Genomic DNA, 19,874 nt, shown 5'->3' with positions numbered 1-19,874 from the left:
GGCATGGTCGGCACAAGCCTTACTGAGCGTGTCCTTCTCTCGTGATCAAGTGGTCGCGGCTCATCCCGGCGTGGTGGAGCCCAAGCTGAGAGTCCCCGGACCGGACGATGCCCACGAGGTGCCCCCGAATGGCCCGCACCAGCGCTCGACAGCCAACACCTACAAGCAGCAGTCCACGGTCAGCGACGTCCGGATCGAGGGGTGACCTGCGCACGAGAACCGAGAACCCACTCGTAATGCTTCACTCGGACTGACCCCAGCTTGACCCCAACGAGCTGCAACATCTGGCGACGACGAGCACCTGGTCGACGACCAACTGAGCGAGAACGAGCAGGTCGCGATCGAGTTGCCTGCCTCTACGGATCTGACAGCCGTGGTGTAGCCGAACCGACCGGAGGGAGTTGATCAACAGTCATGGATCTGCCGCGCACAGTCCTTGGCGTAAACAGCGCATGCCTGCTCGAATTGGAGGACAAGGCCGTAGACCTCGGATTCAGCCAATGCTTACCGCCCGAACAATTGCGTCGGCACCTGGCTCCCGACGCAATCCACTACCTGTTGCCGGCCTTCGTACACATCCTTAAGCACCGACCCGACGTCTCCCCGCAGTGGCGTTGTGAGGCGCTCCTCACTATGAACGATGACATGCATGTCCTCAGCCTTCTGGACGTCCTACCAACCACGTTCGCCCAACAGCCTGAGACCCTCACCCTCGCCCAGAAGACCGACGCCGTTCAACGCATGCAGCAGGCACCCTCCATCAGTCGCTGGCTGGACGACCACGCCTGACAGTCAACCGACACCCATCTTCCGCCAGACGGCCTCGAATGCCTCGCGTGATATCTCGAACGGCTCGAACTCGTCTACGTCCAAGGGCACTACGGACAGGCCGCCGTACTCATCCTCCTGGTGCTCGAGGTCGTACCGAAGAATCGGTCCACCATCGTAGGACTCGACCTGGCGGCTCACCCAGCCGTCATCGCCAACTTCGAAGTACCAGTCCGAGTGCCCCCAGTCATCGTGTTCGTCACCGCGCGGCTCTTCCCATCGGCGACGGAAGTAGTGCGTCACGAGGGCAAGGATTCCACCACTAAGTCGGCTGGCGAGCGTTGGGCCTGCGTGCAACCTGCGTGCAATAGGCAGCTGGACGATCCTGGACTGGCCTGCACAATCGGGTGTCGTCAGCGGCTCTGCTACAGCACGAACGGGCAAGCCTGAACCGATCTGGACAACCGAGGATGGGCTCCTAAGTCGTGTGTCGGGCTGCCTCCACCGGTCTGCGTGCCAGGATCCACGTGTACGGGATCTCTACCTGGCCCTTGATCTGGTCCTCGACTGCGGTCCGTTCGGTGGTGAACCCCGCGTCGAGCACGAGTCGACGGGTAGTGTCGGCGTCGAACATGCTGAAGTGCATGTCTACTCCGAGCCACTGGGCGACGGTTCCCGGCTCGTCTCGGTCCTCAATGCTCAGCAGCAGGAGGCCGTCGGGGCGAAGCCATCCCCTTATGCGGTTGAGCAGGTCGATGTGCTGTTCTCGTGGCACGTGGTCGAAGGTGTAGAGGGAGACCACGGCATCGAAGTTCCCGTCGGGGAACGTGACGGTTTGAAGGTCGACGCAGGTGAACTCGCCTTCAGGAACGTTCCTGGAGGCCTGCTCGATCTGAACCGGGGAGATGTCAACGCCGGTAACTCGGTACGACTCGGCTAGTCGGGCGGCGACGGGCACACCGGTGGCGCAGCCGAGATCAAGTACCGACGAGCCGGGATCGAGGCGGCGCTCAAGGTCTGTAAGCCACCGAGACCGGGGCCACTGCTCATCCGCCTGCTCCAGGCGCTCGTACTGATCAACCGCCTGGTCGTAGCCCGCCTGCACAACCTCACCGAGATCACGAGTCATGGGCGGCACGCTACGCCGGACGTGCCATGCGTGCATCCCACGTGCAACAACGGGCGGTTCAATGAGGGTCAAGAACGGGCACCAGCTGTTGAGCGACACCCCTGATGAGCACGTTCCGCCCCTCGGCTTGAGCGGGACCTGTGGAGTAATCGTTCGGCCAGCTCTTGGCAGTTCGCCCACCGTGCGCGACGACATCGGGAGCATGAGGACGGTGTGCCTGGTCAGGGTGTCTCGGCAGGTCCGGATCGTGTTCACGATGACGGATCGAGCCCCAGTGGGACGACGTACGAAGCATGGCCGGACGGCGTCTCGTGTTGTCCGTTTGGGGATCCGCGGGTTCGACCGGACACCGAACGGTCCCCCGAGGAAGTTGCAGGCTGTACGAGGTCAGGTTCTGTCATTTCGGTCATGCGGCGGATGAGTCTCCTATTCGCCTGGGCTCTCCTGCCATGCGTGTTCGAGGTCGATTACTCGTTGGGTTATCTGTTGGCGTTCGTCCGGGGTATGGAGATGGCCGTATTCGGGCCAGCCATACAGCGATGACGCGAGCTCGTTGGCGATGAGACTGCGGCGCATGAGTAACGCATCGACGGGTCGGTGGCTCAGGTACTCGGCCAGCATCGCATCGCGTGGCAAGGTGGCACCATCGGCATTGGCGCGACTCCAGAGGAAAGAAAGATCCCCGGCCGGATTTCCGATGTGGACACCCTGCCAGTCGATCCAGATAATGTCGCCGTCGTCTTGTAACAGGTTGTCGGCGTGGCAGTCGCCGTGGACGAGGCATTCCGGAAGGGCCTTGATGGCTCGCGCGAGAGCTTCAGTGTCGGCCAGACCGCGGCGGGCTGCGGCTGAGGCGGGCGTGCTGTCCCAGTAGTCGACCACGGCACGGGCCGGCGGTTTGGCAAGGAGCCTCTGCAGCCAGGAGTCGCCGGCTCGCCAGCGAGGACGGTCTGGAACGACGGTCGAATGCAGCGCTGCCAGTTGAGCGGCGGCAAGGAGCCAGTCCGAATCTCGCCACCTGGCCGCGTGCCGGCGAGTACCACGCGCGATCAGTAGTAGCGCTGTGAGCTCATCGGTATCGATGCTGTCCAGAAGGGTCGGGGTCGGGACGGGGACCGTGCCGGCGAGGGTTCGATAGAAAGCGAGTTCGCGGCGGGCCAGATTCTGTTCCTCGTCGGCGGCGGTGACCTTCAGGACCGCGTCTTGGCCGTCGATGCGGACGCGGTAGACGCCGGATTGGGACATGGAACCGGCCAGTTGGGTGGTGGGCAGGCGTGGGTCGTGCCCGAGTGCACGTAGCGCCTGGGCTGCTTTGGTGTCGGTCATTCAACACTCCCGCCTGAGCAGAGTCTTCGTCTCTCCCCGCAATCTGGGGGGTCAAGGGGTCGCTGCGCGGTCGTTGTTGTTATGGACGTTCGTTCGAAGCCTGCTCAGCGGCAGTCGCTGATGCTTTGACGCGTGCGAGATACTCCTGCCACCAGGTCTCATGGTCCGGATCAGGAACGAAGGGGTTACCCCTCGCGCCGCCGATCGACCCGTCGATGAGCTCGCGCACGATGTCAGCGTGCCCGGCGTGACGACTCGTCTCGTGGATCTCGTGCACGAGTGCTTGTCGGAGAGTGAGCTGCTTGGGGTTGGGGGCGTCAGGGGCGCCTCCAATGTCGTTGTCCCCGGCATGAGGAACCGTTCCGATGTCGTCCAGGTCCAGATCGGCGATGGTTTTGTCGGCGTGGGCGCAGGCGCGACGGTAGAGGTCGACGAGGTACTCGGTGGACTCGTCGGGAGCGGCGTACATGTCACCACCTGTCTCCATGGTCTTCTGGACGTTCTCAGGTTCCCACCACGGCAGCCGCACGTCCGTGGCTGGCCTGCCGAAGGTCTCCCCCAGGTAGACGATCTCGCCACCCGTGAGGTGCTTGACCAGACCCAGCAGGTTCGTGCCCGAGCGGGTCATCGGGCGACGAATGTCAGCGTCACTGAGTCCTTCGAGCTTCCACAACATCACGTCGCGCACCATGCGCAACCAACGGTGCAGATACTCCTTCTCGTCCATCGGACCGGAACCAGTCATCCTCGATCTCCGTCCGCCGTGGGTAGCAGGAAGTCGCGCGTCACCATACAGACAGACATGGACAGCGTGGTGTCCTGTTTCCGGGAGGACTTGACCCCTGTCTGACCCCAACGACCTGCAACATCGTGGTTTCCTTTGTCGACGTTGATCGACTGCTGGGCTAACGTGATCCAGAGCGAGACCTGACTCCTTGGTCGACCTGTCGGTGAGCAGTGCTCCGCCGACTTGGATGTGCGCGACCGTAGTCCGGCCCGTCCGCCAGTTCGTACGTCCGTCAGAAGTCGGCATCGGGAATCGCCCGGGAGTACTCCGCGCCGCAGAGTTCCATCACACCGTACGGGACACAAGGTGACCTGTACGAGTGCAATTGTCGACCCCCTCTGCAAGTGTCGACCCATTGTCGCCCCGGTCGTAAGGAGCGGATCGATGGCGCATGTTCTGAAGTGCTTGATTCCCACGATCGGGTCGCCGCAGACGTTGAACGGGAAGGAGGGCCGGTGGGAGCTGGCGGCCTTCTATTGCGAGCTACTGGGTATGAAGGTCGTCTACGAGCCGTGGTTGCTGATCGCGGATGGTGCTGGCAGCGCGTTCTTCCTCGCATTCGACGGCGACGGTTGGAATGACCGACGGCCTCCACGGTGGCCCGATCCGGAGTTCCCGCAGCAGATGCACCTCGACCTCGGCGTCCCGGACGTCGACACCGCCGCCGAGCTCGCCACGGGTCTGGGCGCGACCCTGCTGGCGGACAGCGGCAGCTTCCGGGTCTACGCCGATCCCGTCGGCCACCCGTTCTGCCTGTACCCCGACGGGTCCACGGACCGTCCGGTGGTGCGTCGGCTGGTGTTCGACTGCTTCAGCCCGCGCCATCTGGCCAGCTTCTACGAAGGCTTTCTCCAGGCCCGTGGGCGGGTGGAAGACGCGCCGGAACGAGTCGTGGTCGCCCTGGACGACGACCTGCCGGACCTCGCATTCCAGCACGCACAGTTCCGGGCGGCACGCTGGCCCGATCCCGCCTATCCGTCGCAGGTGCACGTCGACTACCGCTGGCACGACCACCTCACCGCGAGACGTGCTCTCCAGCGTGCCCAGCGGTTGGGTGCGATCCGGCTGCCTCAGGCGGCCGGATCGGGGGTCTACGCCGACCCCGCCAGCCACCCCTTCTGCATTCAGAACGACATCCCCTGGGCCTTCGAGGTCTCCGGGTTCTATCTGAACCCACCTGAGTGCGTGGTGGCGTACTGCGTGGACGAGACGGTCCAGAGCCGGGGGGACGATGGCCAGTTGCCGCGGCCACCCGGCGTACCGGATGAGCACTCTGTCGACGACCAGCGGCGCGACCTGATTGGCGTGCTCGGCGCGATCGACGTCGACCACGGCCTGACCGATGCGCAGCGCCGCGTCACCCGTTTCCAGGCATTTCTCACGCCCAGGCGTGGACCAACGACTCGGAGCCCTTTGTCTGGACCAGAACGACGGACCAGATCGTCGCGTCACTCGAGCGGCTCGTCTAACGCTGACCGCCTTCTGGGTCGCTTGGCGGCGCGGCAAGCCAACGAATGAAGGGCTGTAGCTCCTCGAGTCGCGTCCAAGACGCAAGTGAATGCGGCATGGTCACGATGATGCTGCCCGCCAACGTGCTAGGCGGGTCGCCATCTGCCCGAGCGAGACGCCACCCTTTCTAGATCCCTGAGCCTTGCTACACCAGGCGCTGCGATGAGAGCTGTTCCGCACGGTCGAGTGATTCGCGGAATCCCCTCGCGTCTCCGACCGACCTGCACTCCAGCGCGAGCTCCACACAGCACGCGAACGTCCAGCCCGCGATGCGTCGCGCATCAAGATCCAGACGATCGGCAAAGAAGACGACCTGCTCCCGCGCGTCCCGCAGGTCACACCGCGACAGAGAGTGCCCCACGTCAAACGCGCGATCACCCAGCACCGGATACGGATCGATCGCCAACCATCCACGCTCCGAGAGCACCACGTTGCTCGGCCCGAGATCGCCGTGGAGCAGCACCGTGTCCGTAGAAGATGAGGTCAGGGACGTGAACAGCTCGTCCGCCTGCGCGACGACGCCTCGATCCACGGGCCGCTCAAACCGATCGAACCAGTGCCACATCGTCTCGCGGGAGCGCTCCACCAACATCGCGAGTGGCTCGAACTCGTCGTCTGCAGGAGGCTCGACTGCGTGGAGCTCGGCGAGTACCGACGCAACGGCCACGTTCCCGGTCGCGACGTCGAGGTCATCACCGTTCGTGCCGGGCACGCACCGCTCGAGCAGCAAGACCTGGCTCGCCTCGTCGGAGTCGAAAAGTCGCGCCGCTCCGCGACCAGCCCAGTGTTGCAGGCCCTTTGCCGCCCAGGGGTTGCGGTGACCCGGACACTCCACCTTCAACACCGCGTCGCTGCCGTCCGCTCGACGTACGGGAGCAACCCACCCGACGTTGCCGCCCGGCTCGAACGGGGCGCCCACCTGCAGCTGCCAGGCACTCGCCGCGTCAGTGACCAGACTCGGTAGTCGCGCCAGCCAGTTGCGTCCGACATCGCCGAACGCCGAGACGACGATGTGCGCCAACCGATCCGGAATTCGAAGCGCAGTCGTCATGCTTCAGCCCCTTGGCCTGCCTCACTCGTACGTGAACAGACGGACTTCCCCGTAGGCGATCTTGGGGGAAGGAGTCTCTACCACCGTCCGGGCGACATGATGGGCGTCACGCCGCGTTTCGCTCGGCCGGTCGCCTCAGCCCTAAAAGTCGTTGTCCTGCAAGGCTCGTGCGCTCGTGAACGCGCGAAATCGCGAGTTACGTGACGCATCCGTGACGCATGGGCACGCGTCGCAGAGGGTCGTGTGGGCGTAGGCGGCAGCTTCATCATGGGCACCAGGCTACGAAGTCGGCACCGGAGGTACGCATGCGCCCAGCGTCGATGTGCTCTCGGCGTCACTGATAGCCGCGTGCTTGGAGACGGTAGAGCTCGGCATAGTGCCCGTCGGCCGACATCAGCTCGGCGTGGGTGCCCATCTCCGACACCCGTCCGTGCCGGAGTACGACGACCAGGTCGGCGGCCGCGACGGTGGAGAACCGGTGCGTGACAAGGAGAGTGACCGCTCCGCGGCCGCCTGCCTGCCGTGCGGCTGCGGCGTAACGTTCGAACAACGCGTGCTCGGTCGCCGGATCGAGGGCGGCGGTGGGCTCGTCCAGGACCAGGAGCAGCGGATGCTGGCGCATCATGCCTCGAGCGATAGCCAGCCGCTGCCATTGTCCGCCCGACAGGTCCACCCCGTCCGGCCAGGTGGTTCCCAACCGAGTGGCGAGGCCGTCGGGCAACGCGGCCAGGAGATCCTCGCTGGCGCTGGCCCGCAAGGCGGTGTGCACTCGATCGTGGTCGCGTACGTAGGACAAGTCCCCCACGCCGACGGTCTCGAGGGCAGGGAACTCGAACCTCGCGTAGTCCTGGAACGCTCCCGAGGCACGCTCACGCCACGCGGCGAAATCAATCGTGTTGAGGTCGGTCCCGTCGATGAGGATGCGGCCGGCGGTGGGCCGGTACATCCCAGTCAGCAGTTTGACGAGCGTGGACTTGCCGGCGCCGTTCTCACCGACCAGGGCGACGACCGCGCCGGCGGGGAGGTCGAGTGAGACACCGTCGAGGGCGGTGGCCTCGGACTCGGGGTAGTGGTAGGCCAGGTTCTCCGTCCGGATCCCGGAGACCAGCCGCGCGGGCGGTGGCTTGGTCCCGTGGTGCTCGGCGGCCACGCGGTTGTAGTAGTCCCGAAGCCAGACGAAGCGGTTGGTGGTACGCACCGTATGGCTGATCATCCTGACCGACCATTGCAGCTGGTCGCCGACGTTCTGCAACCGTCCGACGAGCATGACCGCGAGGATCATGGCGTCGACGCTGAGCTGGCCAGTCCCCAGGTCGCGCAGCATCCACCCGAGCACGGCGGCTACCGCTGCGTAGAAGATGACGGTGTTGACCGCCTGGGCGGCGGCGTTCTTCTGGCCAAGGTTGGTCATCGGCGCTCGCCAGGCACCGACTGCCGCGCGCAGTCGCTGGTGGATCGGCTCGCGTAGATCGAAGACCCGGATCTCGGCCGCGCCGGCCGACGTGGTGCCGAGATCGACCAGGTGGGTGGTGAGTCGGCTTGGCTCGGCGGACTGCTTCTCGGCGCTAGCCTGCCAACGGACCGACCACGTGGTGGTGAGCAGGTTGGGGAGTCCGGCGACGGCGAGGAGGAGCAGCCGCCAGTCCGCGGTCGACGCGAGGACGATGGTGCCGCCGATGAACACCAGACTCCGCAGGGTGTTGAGCACGCTGTTCAGGGCGTTGCCCAGGGCTCCCTGCTGATCACGAAGCGCCCGGAGCTCGTCGAGGTAACGTGGCGACTCCAGGTGGTCCAGAGTCGGGATGGCCGCCGTCATCCGCGCGATCTCACAGTCGAACGCGAAACCGACGCGTTCCCGCTGGTTGATCCGCGCGGTGTTGCCCGCGAGCATCAGCATGACCGTGATGCTCGTGACACCGCCGAACGCAGCCGTCGCGGCGATCATCCGGCCGACGTCCTGGGTAGCGGCGCCGACGACGAACCAGGTCAGAAACAGCGGGTGCAACGCCTGCAACCCGTTGCTCAGCGTCTCCAGGAATGCCACGGCCGTCTCCCGCGGACTGACGCGTACGGCCATCGACAGCACCAGCCACATCGACGTGAGGGTCTTTCGCAGCGCGCTCATCCGGCGGCCCCCGGCACAGCATCGCTACCCGCCGCGGCGAACCGGCTGGCCTGCAAGGTGAACATCTGGGCGTACGCACCACCGGTGGCCATCAACTCCTCATGGGAACCGTCCTCCACGATCGCTCCGCGGTCACCGTCGGCCGCGCCGATGACGACGATCCGCTCCGCATGGCGTACGGACGAAAGCCGGTGGCTCACCAGTAACGTCGTCATGCCGCGCGTCACCTCCAGGAACCGGTCGAACAGCGCGGCCTCCGCCCTGACGTCCAGCGACGCGGTCGGCTCGTCGAGCACCAGCACACCGGCACCTGCCGCGAGTGACGCGAACGCCCGGGCGAGTGCCACCCGCTGCCACTGCCCGCCGGACAGGTCCGTCCCGTCGGCGTACTCCGGAGACAGCACGGTCTCCCAGCCATGCTCCAGGGAGTCGAGGAGACCGACGGCTCCGGCATCGGCGAGCGCCTGCTTCAGGGCAACCTCGTCATGCAGCAGCGCTCGGGCCCCGAAACCGACGTTGTCCCGCAGCGGCAGGTGGTAGCGAACGAAGTCCTGGAAGATGACCGCGACGCGACGCCGGGCGAGGGGTTCGACCGCCGGGTCGCTGCTGTCGATGCGTACGCTTCCGTGGTCTGGCGGGTAGAGCCCGCACAGCAGCTTGATGAGGGTGGACTTGCCGGCGCCGTTCACGCCGACGATTCCGACCGACTGCCCAGCGGGGATCCGTAGTGTCAGATCGCGGAAGGCCGGCGCGTCTCGGGTCGGGTACGTGAAGGTCACGTCCACCAGCTCGACCGTGGCCGCCGCGGGCTTGGCGCGGTCCCGGACGACCGCCGCCGACGCGGGCGCGGTGACGGCGGCCAGCTCCGCGGCGGGTCTCCGCGCGCCAGCCGCCGCCTCCACGACGGCCGATACGTCGGTGGCCTGTACGTCGGTGGCCGGCACGTCGACGGTGGGCACCTGACGACGACCGGGCAGGGCAGGAAGTCCGACGGTGCGGCGCATTGCGACCAGCTCCGCCGACGCGGAGGTGTTCCGAGCGAGTTCGGACTGTGGGTCACCCATCGGCCCGAACGCCTCCAGCCCGAACAGCGCCTGCACCAACGTCGCCAGCACCCCGAGCGAGACGGCACCGGTGAGCGCATCCCGGGCCAGCAGCGCGAACGCGCCGATGTTGAGGACGAACGACAGCGCCAGCACCGCCATGATCGGCCGCAGCGTCTGGCCGCGATGGCGCCAGACCAGCGTCATCGCGGCAAACCAGGTGGTACGGAACCGGTCGATCAGCCAGCCGCCAAGGCCGAACAGTCGGACCTCCTTGCCGGTCTCACTGCTCGTCAGTAGCCGCCGAACGTAGGTTGCCTCCCGGCGAGCGTTGCCCGTCACCTCGAGAAGCTCGTCGAACAGGGTGTCGATCCAGGTGGTGAAGACCTTCGACAGCACGAGCATGCCGAGCATGAGGATGACGCCGACCCACCACGTCCAGGTGCACACCACTACCAGTGCGCCGACTCCACCCAGGCGGTGTCCGACAACGATCCAGGTGCTGTCGACGCCGGAGACGAACGTCCACTCCTGCATCGTCTGCCGCAGCCCGTCCAACCGCCCGGTCAGTTTCCGATCGTCGAAACCTTCGATGCCGTACGGATGGGTGCCGACCTCGAGCAGCATGTCGTACGTCGTGGCCAGGTAGCGGGCCGACACCGCAGGGGTGAGCGCGGCAGCAACCGCCGACAGCAGCGGCCCTGCCGAGAAGGCCACCGTGGTCGCGGCCAACCAGAACCACGTCCGGTCGACGGCTGCCGATCCCGCGCCGTCGCGGACCAGAGCAGGCAGCGATCCGATCAGCTGTCCCGTCGTCACCAGTGCCGCGGTGCCCGCAACTGCCGACGCGGTGGTGACGAGCAGACACAGCATCGAGAGTCCGGGCGCGGAGCGCCAGAGCAACCGCGCATGCAGGAGATACCGCCCGGTCGTCTTGGACAGCGCGGTCCACATCAGCACGGCACCTCTCTCCATCTCCCGGGCCATTGCTCAGTTGTCCGGCCGGCCGTGCCCAGAAGACCGAAAGGCAACATACGTAGATATGAGCGTGGCCACAAGGAGCTTTCCTGGGCGCGGGCGGGGTCGAGGTCGTTGGTCAGGATCGTCCGAGTAGTGGTCGGGACTGGCCTAGCCGCGCCAGGAGGGTTGGCGCCAGCCTGGGACTAGTAGGCAGTGTGTCAAGCCGCGATCTGACTGACCCACGCATTTCAGGCTTGCGACAGGGTGAACGCCCTGGCGTGCCCCCGTGGTGCCTCCGAACATCCACTAAGAGGCCCTTACTAGCCAACGATTGCCACGCACAACCCGCGCTCAGACGCGGCTGGGAAGCCCGTCGCTCGGCGTGCGAGAACGGACTCGTAATGCGTAGGTCGGTAGTGCCGCGAACATAGATCGTTGACGAGCCCGGACATTGGCGACTTAGGGTCGTGCCGCGTCACGGCGCACATCGGTGCGGGGTGCGAACCCGAACGTGGTCGCCGCGGCCGCGACGGATGTTGGTCTTGTCCGGCCACGTCTGGCCGTCAACGCCTCTCAGCGGCTGTCTGCGGCAAATACGCGACGAAGTTTTCTGGCAGCCGCCCAGGTCTCGTCCGCCGGGCGGCTGGCGTTCCGCCGCGGGACCGCCGCGGGCCTCCTCCGTGACGACCTCGTAGCTAAGTGCTTCACCCGCGGTGACTCAGTGACCTTCTGTTTGACGAGGGTCGTCGGCCCACCGAGGTCGAACAGCCGTACTACCGCCGTGCGCAGAGCTGATCGGTGGCGGTCACGTCATCCGGATCATTGACTGGTCTGCTGCACGTGGTCGTACGGCGCCGCGCTGGCGGTTCACGTGGTGTTGCTGCTACTGATGCTCTAACAGCCGACCGAGACCACTGCTGACCTGGAGGAACTCACCTGTGGAGATCTGGATCAACCCGGCCTGTTCCAAGTGCCGCACCGCCACCAAGGCCCTCGACGAGGCCGGGGTCGCCTACAAAGTCCGACGCTACCTCGACGACCCGCCCACCGCGGCCGAGCTGACCGATGTCCTGTCCCGCCTGAACCTCGAGCCATGGGACCTCGTCCGCCACAACGAACCCGACGCCAAACCTCTCCGTGACGTCCCCCGCGACACCGCACACCGCGAGACCTGGATCGAAGCGATGGTCGCCCACCCTATCCTCATCCAACGCCCCATCATCACCGCAGACGACTCCACTACCGCCGTCGCCCGAGACCCCGAAACCCTCTCCAAGTTCCTCCCCTGACCAGCTGCCCGCGTTAAAGCTTGTCCAACGCTGCTTGGAGGAACGCGTCGCGGTCCCTAACACGAACGGTATTTCCGGCGGTTGGTGTTAGTAGGTCTCGGTCACCGGCCAGCGGTCACCGAAGGTGATGGCGAATGCGGTTGATCACCGTTCAACGCTCCATCCACCGCGCGGTTCCGGCGTCTTCTCCGTTTTCCGCCCGGCACTGTCAGGTAGGGGGAACGCTGGCCGGGCGTACGGAAAGGGATCGCCCATCGGAGGACCACTCCGCAGAGCCGCCGCGACGCAGCCTCGTCCACTCGTTCGAGGTGGCAGAGACCTGACACCTGCGGGTCACCGGCGCAGCCTTGCTGCCAGGGCGTCGAGACCGGGGCCTTCGAGGTCCGCCAGGGCTTGCGGCCGACCCGCGAGGGCGACGAGCAGGGCCTCACCCGGGCCGCGCACCTCGGGGCCGGTCCCGTGAGTCCAGTTGACGTCAGTCGCGACCACCCGGAGCCCGCGGACGTTCGCAGGTGCCGGCAGCGCACGCGCGCGGGGTGCGAACTCCAAAGCGGCGACCAGTCGCTCTTGGGGCACCGTCCGTGGATGGCCGAGTGCTCGGCGGATGTCCTGGTGATGGATCACCCCGTCGGTAAGGGCGATGGCGCAGCCAAACATCGCAGTGATGCCCCGAGGGACGGCATGCGCACGCAGCCTGGCCACCAGTTCCTCCGTGCGGAGCCGGCGGCTCTCGTTGACGCCGACTTGGTTGCAGCGGCCCAGCGAGAACCCCGAGCGGGCGAACAGGGCCAGCACCGCGGGCCAACCGAGCGCGTCGTAGCTCGGAATGTGGCCCACCACGTCGCGCACGGACCACCCTGGGCACAGCGACGGCTGCTCCCACTCTTCCTCCGTGAGGGTGTCAAGGAAGTCGGCTAGGTCGCGCCGCTCCTCCGTCGCCAGTTCGCTGAGGTCTACCACGATGTCACACACCCTGGACCAGCTTGCAGCCCCGCAACCGACGCCTTGCCAGTCGGTGGTGCCGTCCCCGCGGCGGCCTTGGGGTCCGGCGACGTGATCAGGATCTTCTCGTTGTTGGTCCTGCGCATGGCAGCATCATGACAGCGGGCTACGACACCCGCGATCAGGCATTGCAGGACGCTGCTCGTTTGGCGAACCTCTCGCGTTCGGATGCCTGATGCCGGTGCTCGCCAGTTGCCGCACATCGCACGCCGACAGCGCCGCGTAGCGACGCCGCTTGTCGCCGGCCATCTGGGCCATCACGTTCAGGTGTGAACCGGCTGGTAGGCCTCGTACCGCTGTAGCCACTGTGTTCGGAGCTGCGGCGGATGAGCGGGTTGTACGCAGAACTCGTTGCCTTCCGGATCGGCCATCACGACCCAGGTCTGGTTGTTGCCTTGGCCAACATCGACGCAGGTAGCTCCCAGCCCTTCCAGGCGGGCAACTTCTGCGGACTGATCCTCCGGTCGCAGGTCGAGATGCAGGCGATTTTTTCCCGTCTTGGGCTCAGGCACCTTGATGAACAAGAGGTCGGCCACCACGCAGTCTTCGCGACTACCTTCGGGTGGCTCGACGACCCACTCAGGATCTTCGGCTTGGCTGATCACCCAACCCAGTGCCTCTGCCCAGAACCTGGCCAGTGGCCCGGGATCTTGTGAGTCGACGACCAAGGCACCGATGCGCAGTCCCATGGCATCACCGTAGGGCACTCGACCACGGGTGCAGGCTCGAGACGCCCAGGACGTTCGCGTGTCCCTCGCCGTCGACCGGCAGGCGGAACGTTGGCACCCTGGTACATGACGCCGTGTGTCCGCCAGGAACCCTTGCCGGGCGTACGGAAGCGGATATCCCTCACCGGACAAGATCAGAGTCGGTCCGCCACCCTGGTGGTCGACGTCGCGGTCGACCATGGCGTGACGCCGCTGCACCGGGTTGTGGCGGGTTGTTATGGGCCCCAGTCGAGTTGATGTTCGGGTGTTCCGGTGGAGCGGCCCCAGGCGACTGCTTCTGCCCGGCTTGCTTCGTCTCCGATGGAATAGCGAAAGGACCGTCCGGAGAAGACGACCACGTGCTCGGTGTCATCGATGGTGAAGTCTGCCCACCACCCAAGGGCTGGTTGGAGGGCATCGGCGAGGGACTGAGCAAGATCGTCGGCGAGGGAGTTCGGGCCTTCGAGGTCGACGAACGTCCAGTTGGTGGGTTGGTCGGCGACCACGCCGAGTTGGTCGGCGCGGTCGGAGCGTTCGTCTGCCGGCAGGGTCGATGTGGAGACGTCGTGGCGGCCGAGGCGGACAAGCCTGAGCTCCTTCATCTGGATGTCCGCGCCGGTCTTGAGGCTCTCGGCGATGATGCGTCCACGAATCATGCAGGCGATGCTACGCCCGACCATGGACAAGTCACCGCTGCTCAGCCGACGAACGGGCTGGTCTTTGACCGACCATGGTGGGGAATGTCCGGAAGACGATCGATGACCGGGCAGCCTGGACCTCTGGCGGGTGCCCGGCCATGGCTGCGTCCTGTCCCGCACGCCGATCCGACCGAAATCCGAACCAGAGCAGAGATACCACGGCAGCAGAGTGGCCACCATCTGGGCACTGGCCGACTGACGTTCGCGACAGGGAGAGATTCGTGCAGCTCGCGGACCGCCGCGCCCGCAACACGTACAGCGGCTTCGGGTCCGCGGTCGATCTACGCCGCATGTCACAGTGCTACGAATCCGTCTGCCAAGCCGTCTGCGAAGCCATAGCGTTGGCGGCATGAGTGACCTGGGCCCGGAGTTCGCCACGCAGATGTGTGAGCGTCCGCAGGATCACCTGGCCGCGATGGCTGCCCGGGGCAGCGGCCCGTGGGGTGGCCTGACCGATCGGCGCCAGGTGGTCGAGCAGATTGCTGACCAGGTGGTGGTCGACTGGAGGACCCGCAGCGTAGTTGTGCCCACCGCCGATCGGCGGAACATGTGGGTAAAGCTGGTCTACGACTGGGCGACTGTGGCACTGATGACCGAGCCCGGTCGGAAGGGTCGGACGTCCGCGCGGCTAGCGCCGTTCCAGTACGGCTAGGTGCTGATCGTGGTGGGTCTGGTCACCGGGGCGGTGGGCTGGCTGGTAGCCGCCACGGTCGCAGTCGTCGCCGGTATTGCGGCGCTGGTGCTGGTACGGATCGGCACCACCGAGTGGCTTCGCCGGCAGACCGAGGAAGCCGCGCTGAGCCGCTGGTTGGCGGGCTCCCGCTTCCCGAAGAGCACCACGTCGATCACCGTGCAGGTGGTCGGAGGTGAGTTCGAGATCGTCTCCAAGTAGGACTGCAAGCGTTGAGGTTGCGTTCGGTCCACCACGAGCGGGCGTGGCGGGTCGGGCGGAGCGGCATCGCTCCACAACACGGGGGTGGTAGGTCATGTCCTTTACCGACAAGATGGGCGCGTTCGCGATCGCCTGCGTGGTGGTCCTAGCTGCCATTGGAGGCATCGCGGCCCTGGTGGTGACCGTGCTGCCGATCATCACCACGACGCCGGGGTCAGCCGCTCGACCCGAGGTCCACCCGGTCGAGCCGGCCGTCGATGTCACGCCGACGGCTACACCCGCACACACGTTGGCGTGGGGTGCGGTGCACAGCTACGGCGATGGGGTCTCCATCGTCGTGAGCGCTCCGGAGGTGATGCCGGACGCGGGTAAGGGCACGCCGTGGGCGGACTACCTCGCGCTCGACCCGAGCACCGACTTCGACGCCGTGATGCCGGTGAAGGCCGCGATCACCCTGACCAACAACTCAGACAAGATCATCGACCCGACTGCGAGCCTGGACCTGATCGTCGATGGCGACGAGATCCGCCCGACCTGCGTGGACGCCGAGTGCGGCATCTTCCTCGGCGGGATGTGGCCCGGCAACACCCTGACCGCCGACTGGATGTGGTGGGTACCGCGCGAGGCTGCGGACCAGATCACCATCGAAGCCTCCGCCGGCCCTGACTACGCCGAAGTCGCCTACGCCGGAGCAGTCACCAGCAAGTAGGGGTTGCGTTTGGCGTGCCTACCAGGGTATCTCCGTCGGGAGCGATGAGTTTCCGACCTGTCTTGTGTCTATTAGGCATGACCAACAAGCCCATCGTTACCGCGATCCAGTCCAACTTGTCCACAAACAACATCGATCGATTGAAGTCGTTCTACGGCGAACTGTTCGGGGCCGAGGAGTACATGCGTGTTCCCGGCGGCCGCGGCGAACCGTTCTACGTCTGTGTCAGATTCGGCGCAGCCGACCTCGGCATCGTCAAGGCAAAGTCGGGAGCCGACGCCGCTCCTGGCCGGGTCATCCTGGCCGTATTCGTCGAGTCCGTCGACGACCTCCTGCCACGGGTCGAGCCGGCCGGCGGGACGGTGCTCGGCCCGGCCAAGAACATGCCATGGGGACATCGGGTCGCGCACATCACTGACCCGGACGGCAACCCGGTCAATCTCACCCAACAACTCTGATCGCCCGGGAATCAAGTCGCCATGTCGTCCGGCCTTCGACTCGTCTCCACCAGCCTCCCGTGATAGTGCAGCGAATAGCGTTGGATGACCCGGAATACGACGACCGGGGCCACTCGTGCTGTAAAGCCGCGGGTAGTGCTGCTGGTGGGCAGGCTCCATCCCAGCCAGCAGAACCATGTACACCGGCATGCTCACCGAGGGCATGTGGGAGGGGACTCGACGAGCCGGTCAACGCCTACCACTACTACGAGTCCGCCCGCCCTTTCGGCAAGGTCGTGATCGCCGACTCGCGGGCACGAGACCACCAGCCAAGTAACGACAACAAACCAGAAGGAGACCCACGATGGCACCACGCAACGGCAGTGCACGATGGAACGGTGACCTGAGCAGCGGCTCCGGGGAGGTGACGGTCGGCGAAGGCGTCTGGACGGGCGCCTATTCGTTCGCTTCACGCTTCGAAGACGGCGCCGGCACAAATCCCGAGGAGCTGATAGCGGCCGCGCACGCCGGCTGCTACTCAATGGCGCTCTGTCACATCCTCACCGAGGCAGGACACACGCCGCGCTTGATCAGGACGACGGCGCGCTCCTACTTGCGTATGGTCGATGGCGCCCCGACGATCAACCAGATCGACCTCGACACCGAGGCCGACGCACCAGGGATCGACAAAACCCGCTTCCGCGAGCTCGCGGAGACCGCGAAGGAAGCCTGCGCCGTCTCCCGGGCACTACAGGGCGTCGAGACGATCAGCCTGACCTCCACCACGCTACTGAACGGCTGAACCACCTGAGGAGCCTGCGGCCTGCCGGCGAGGGTCGCAGGCAGCAGACTCGAGCTCACTGCCTCCGTTGCATCCAGCAACACTGATGCGGGCACCCGAGTTGGATCCGTACCTGACCAGAGATGGACTGGTCGGAACCGACGACTGGGACGAGTTCCTCGAGGCCTGCGCGTCCGGCCTGATGCCACGACACGAGGAGGACGCAGCCCGATCAGCCGCGGCCCAGATCGAACAGTGGCTGACTGAACGAGTTGAGCCGTTCGGGGTCACCGGATTTCAGCGGATCGACGCAGCGCGAGCCATGGCACTGCAACGAGCACCAGGGCAACGAAGGTCAGCGCTACCGCGCAGGTCGCAATCGAGCTGCCTGCCTCTACGGACAGCGAGGTTGCGAGGTCTCAGCGGAGCAGCCATCAGATCCGACCCTGCTCGATCGGGCACGACCTGGCCTCCTCGAAACGCGTCGTCGCGAGACCGGTCATCTTCCGACAGTCGATGAGTTTGCTGACATCGTGGCTGAGGTCTCAAGTCGCTCGGAGCCTCCCACAGAGACCATCTACGTCGGCCAGACGGGCCAGCTGCATCCCGGGCACCCGCACGGGCATCCCTTCGGGGCCCGGTCTCGGCGGAGGGGACGCCGTGCCACGTGTCTGCTCGTGACAAGCCCGCGCCGACGGCAACGCCTACACTCCCGTCGTCAGACTGGGTAACCGTCCTCCAGATAAACGGGAATCCCAGACTCTCGAGCGCTCAACGCTGCTCGCAGCCTCCTGGCGAGATTGTCAGGCAGTGTGGCCGGGAACTCATCGGGCGTCGCGAAGCGATAGGCCTGGATCTCCGACTCCTGCAGGCGAATCGCCGCGACTTGTTCGGCCGTCAGGACGCCGCCATCGAACATGGTCATCAGCCCATCGATAGGCAGCGTCTCAGAGGGAGGCTCCCAGTCGGCTACCAGCAGCTGGCCCACCGTAATCCGCAGACCAAGCTCCTCCTTGACCTCTCGCTCTGCACCCAGCCGGGGAGGCTCGCCAGGGTTGAGACAGCCTCCGGGGATGTTCCACGCGTCGTCCCACGAGTTTTGCACGATCAGCGGACGACCGGCCTCGTCGAGCAGGAGAGCGTCAGCTGCCTCCCGCTTCCGCGCAATCACTTCCCACCGCGACTCCGCACCCATGCGAGGACAATAGCCTTGGAAGGCAGGAATCATCGCCTGCGCACAGGCCTGCGCTTGATGGCGCCCAGCAGTATGCCGTCAGCTTGGAGGCGACCGGGGAGTCGCCGGTGCGGAGCCCGGGCTGGAATTTCGTAGGGATGGTCGGTGGCCGTTGATACCGTCCGCGGCTATGCCGAAACGACTCGAAGGACAGGTCGCGCTCGTGATTGGTGCGACGCGTGGCGCTGGTCGAGGTATCGCCGTGGAGCTCGGGGCGGCCGGGGCGACGGTGTACTGCACCGGGCGTACGACGAGCCGGCAGCGTTCCCCGTTCGGCCGGCCGGAGACGATCGAAGAGACGGCCGAACTGGTGACGGCGGCCGGTGGGACGGGGATCGCAGTCCAGGTCGATCATCTCGACGTCGAGCAGGTCCGCGACTTGGTGCACCGCATCGACACAGACCAGGACGGCCGCTTGGACGTGCTCGTCAACGACATCTGGGGCGGCGATCCCTACCTCGGGGACTTTCGCCTTCCGTTCTGGGAGCACGATCTGCCTCGCGGCCTTCAGGTTCTCCACAACGCGGTCGACACGCACATCATCACCAGCTGGCATGTTGCGCCGTTGATGGTCAAACGCCGGCGCGGTCTAGTGGTCGAGATCACCGATGGGCGGCCGGACGAGTTTCACGACCACCTGTTCTACGACTTGCCGAAGAAGTCGGTGATGCGGCTGGCGGTCGCCTACGCAGAAGAGCTTGGACCTCATGGGATCACCGGGGTCGCGGTCTCGCCGGGCTGGCTGCGCTCGGAGGCGATGCTCGAGGGAATGGGCGTCACCGAGGAGAACTGGCAGGACTGGTACTGGCGGGAGCCCGAACATCGACCGCCGGACTGGCTGGGCTCCGAATCTCCCCGCTACACCGGCCGCGCGGTCCTCGCGCTCGCCACCGACCCCGACGTGTCCCGATGGAACGGGAGAACCGTCTACACCAGGGACCTCGCACCCGTCTACGGGTTCACTGACGTCAACGGGACCATGCCAGGACACGGGATCTACGGCGGCGACGTCCTCAACGACCAACTGCCGCGACAGGAGGACTACAGCTGAGGCGAGCTTGTTCGGGCCAGGTGACCATGCGTCTCGCAGCCCGCAGCTCTGTCTGATCGGCCCATTTCATTGTGCCTTGCCTTGGCCGAGTGAATGTCCGAAGCTCAGCACGCGGATCAACCAGAGACCTGACGGGTCGCGGTGGACGCTGGGTCCGCTGTCGACGATGCGAACACGGCCGGGAGTGATCAGCCCACGACAAGGTGAGCGATCCTGTCGTCAAGCCGAACTGCGACATCGAGAGCCATACAGTCAAGCGAGTCCGCCGAACCGGCCACTACGAGCCGGCCACCATGCCCTGGGAGATCCATGGCAACAACGTGGCACCCGAGGTCCTCGAGATCCCGCTGGTTAGGCCGAAAGTCAATCCGGGAAG

22 protein-coding genes are annotated in these 19,874 nt (G+C 65.8%); 11 read left to right on the top strand and 11 right to left on the bottom strand.

Features of this window, described 5'->3' with window-relative positions; genetic code table 11:
- Positions 1–28: 28 nt before the first annotated feature.
- Both ABN034_RS29955 and ABN034_RS29950 read left to right on the top strand, forming a co-directional pair.
- Positions 29–205, top strand: coding sequence for a hypothetical protein (locus tag ABN034_RS29955; RefSeq protein ID WP_349694340.1), 177 nt, complete (start codon positions 29–31; stop codon positions 203–205).
- Between the two features lie 209 nt (positions 206–414).
- Complete coding sequence (locus ABN034_RS29950; RefSeq protein WP_349694339.1) at positions 415–789, top strand: hypothetical protein; 375 nt, start codon at positions 415–417, stop codon at positions 787–789.
- Between the two features lie 3 nt (positions 790–792).
- On the opposite strand, the gene ABN034_RS29945 is transcribed toward ABN034_RS29950, so the two are convergent.
- From ABN034_RS29945 to ABN034_RS29930, 4 genes are all read right to left on the bottom strand, one after another.
- Entirely contained in the window at positions 793–1,071 is a 279-nt protein-coding gene (locus ABN034_RS29945; protein WP_349694338.1) for a hypothetical protein, read from the bottom strand.
- A 175-nt stretch (positions 1,072–1,246) separates the two neighbouring features.
- Positions 1,247–1,969, bottom strand: a complete 723-nt coding sequence (locus ABN034_RS29940) for a class I SAM-dependent methyltransferase (RefSeq protein ID WP_349694337.1) — start codon at positions 1,967–1,969, stop codon at positions 1,247–1,249.
- 354 nt (positions 1,970–2,323) lie between these two features.
- The gene (locus tag ABN034_RS29935) at positions 2,324–3,223 is read right to left on the bottom strand and encodes an aminoglycoside phosphotransferase family protein (RefSeq protein WP_349694336.1); all 900 of its coding nucleotides are present in this window, start codon (positions 3,221–3,223) and stop codon (positions 2,324–2,326) included.
- Between the two features lie 79 nt (positions 3,224–3,302).
- Entirely contained in the window at positions 3,303–3,968 is a 666-nt protein-coding gene (locus tag ABN034_RS29930; RefSeq protein ID WP_349694335.1) for a DinB family protein, read from the bottom strand.
- A 426-nt stretch (positions 3,969–4,394) separates the two neighbouring features.
- Here ABN034_RS29930 and ABN034_RS29925 point away from each other — a divergent pair, with 426 nt between their 5' ends.
- Positions 4,395–5,528, top strand: a complete 1,134-nt coding sequence (locus ABN034_RS29925) for a VOC family protein (protein ID WP_349694334.1) — start codon at positions 4,395–4,397, stop codon at positions 5,526–5,528.
- A gap of 136 nt (positions 5,529–5,664) precedes the next feature.
- On the opposite strand, the gene ABN034_RS29920 is transcribed toward ABN034_RS29925, so the two are convergent.
- The 3 genes from ABN034_RS29920 to ABN034_RS29910 all read right to left on the bottom strand — a co-directional run bounded on the left by ABN034_RS29920 (position 5,665) and on the right by ABN034_RS29910 (position 10,692).
- Positions 5,665–6,570, bottom strand: coding sequence for an aminoglycoside phosphotransferase family protein (locus ABN034_RS29920; RefSeq protein WP_349694333.1), 906 nt, complete (start codon positions 6,568–6,570; stop codon positions 5,665–5,667).
- A gap of 334 nt (positions 6,571–6,904) precedes the next feature.
- Entirely contained in the window at positions 6,905–8,695 is a 1,791-nt protein-coding gene (locus ABN034_RS29915) for an ABC transporter ATP-binding protein (protein ID WP_349694332.1), read from the bottom strand.
- Complete coding sequence (locus ABN034_RS29910) at positions 8,692–10,692, bottom strand: ABC transporter ATP-binding protein (RefSeq protein ID WP_349694371.1); 2,001 nt, start codon at positions 10,690–10,692, stop codon at positions 8,692–8,694. The genes ABN034_RS29915 and ABN034_RS29910 overlap by 4 nt, the downstream gene beginning before the upstream one ends.
- Before the next feature lie 944 nt (positions 10,693–11,636).
- Here ABN034_RS29910 and ABN034_RS29905 point away from each other — a divergent pair.
- Entirely contained in the window at positions 11,637–11,987 is a 351-nt protein-coding gene (locus ABN034_RS29905; protein WP_349694331.1) for an ArsC/Spx/MgsR family protein, read from the top strand.
- A gap of 333 nt (positions 11,988–12,320) precedes the next feature.
- On the opposite strand, the gene ABN034_RS29900 is transcribed toward ABN034_RS29905, so the two are convergent.
- The 3 genes from ABN034_RS29900 to ABN034_RS29890 form a co-directional block, all read right to left on the bottom strand.
- A complete protein-coding gene (locus ABN034_RS29900) occupies positions 12,321–12,947 on the bottom strand; it encodes a maleylpyruvate isomerase family mycothiol-dependent enzyme (RefSeq protein WP_349694330.1) in 627 nt (208 codons plus the stop codon).
- A 305-nt stretch (positions 12,948–13,252) separates the two neighbouring features.
- Entirely contained in the window at positions 13,253–13,678 is a 426-nt protein-coding gene (locus tag ABN034_RS29895) for a VOC family protein (protein WP_349694329.1), read from the bottom strand.
- Between the two features lie 254 nt (positions 13,679–13,932).
- Positions 13,933–14,352, bottom strand: coding sequence for a hypothetical protein (locus tag ABN034_RS29890; protein ID WP_349694328.1), 420 nt, complete (start codon positions 14,350–14,352; stop codon positions 13,933–13,935).
- 391 nt (positions 14,353–14,743) lie between these two features.
- On the opposite strand from ABN034_RS29890, the gene ABN034_RS29885 reads away from it, so the two are divergent.
- From ABN034_RS29885 to ABN034_RS34675, 6 genes are all read left to right on the top strand, one after another.
- Positions 14,744–15,046 carry a hypothetical protein gene (locus ABN034_RS29885; protein ID WP_349694327.1) on the top strand — a complete coding sequence of 101 codons (303 nt, stop codon included), beginning with the start codon at positions 14,744–14,746 and terminating at the stop codon, positions 15,044–15,046.
- Positions 15,047–15,286 (top strand): hypothetical protein, encoded by a 240-nt coding sequence (locus tag ABN034_RS29880; RefSeq protein WP_349694326.1) that lies wholly within the window; start codon positions 15,047–15,049, stop codon positions 15,284–15,286.
- A gap of 94 nt (positions 15,287–15,380) precedes the next feature.
- Positions 15,381–15,995, top strand: coding sequence for a hypothetical protein (locus tag ABN034_RS29875; protein WP_349694325.1), 615 nt, complete (start codon positions 15,381–15,383; stop codon positions 15,993–15,995).
- A 77-nt stretch (positions 15,996–16,072) separates the two neighbouring features.
- Positions 16,073–16,453 (top strand): VOC family protein, encoded by a 381-nt coding sequence (locus tag ABN034_RS29870; protein ID WP_349694324.1) that lies wholly within the window; start codon positions 16,073–16,075, stop codon positions 16,451–16,453.
- 343 nt (positions 16,454–16,796) lie between these two features.
- Positions 16,797–17,234, top strand: a complete 438-nt coding sequence (locus tag ABN034_RS29865; protein WP_349694323.1) for an OsmC family peroxiredoxin — start codon at positions 16,797–16,799, stop codon at positions 17,232–17,234.
- A gap of 85 nt (positions 17,235–17,319) precedes the next feature.
- Positions 17,320–17,733 carry a DUF402 domain-containing protein gene (locus ABN034_RS34675; protein ID WP_502879118.1) on the top strand — a complete coding sequence of 138 codons (414 nt, stop codon included), beginning with the start codon at positions 17,320–17,322 and terminating at the stop codon, positions 17,731–17,733.
- A gap of 198 nt (positions 17,734–17,931) precedes the next feature.
- On the opposite strand, the gene ABN034_RS29860 is transcribed toward ABN034_RS34675, so the two are convergent.
- Positions 17,932–18,408 (bottom strand): NUDIX domain-containing protein, encoded by a 477-nt coding sequence (locus ABN034_RS29860; RefSeq protein ID WP_349694322.1) that lies wholly within the window; start codon positions 18,406–18,408, stop codon positions 17,932–17,934.
- Between the two features lie 169 nt (positions 18,409–18,577).
- On the opposite strand from ABN034_RS29860, the gene ABN034_RS29855 reads away from it, so the two are divergent.
- Positions 18,578–19,498: an SDR family oxidoreductase gene (locus ABN034_RS29855; RefSeq protein ID WP_349694321.1), complete on the top strand. Its 921-nt coding sequence runs from the start codon at positions 18,578–18,580 to the stop codon at positions 19,496–19,498.
- Positions 19,499–19,874: the final 376 nt, after the last annotated feature.

Source organism: Actinopolymorpha sp. B11F2 (assembly GCF_040195635.1).
In the GTDB taxonomy this organism is placed as follows: domain Bacteria; phylum Actinomycetota; class Actinomycetes; order Propionibacteriales; family Actinopolymorphaceae; genus Thermasporomyces.
This window is presented reverse-complemented; position numbering and strand designations above follow the sequence as displayed.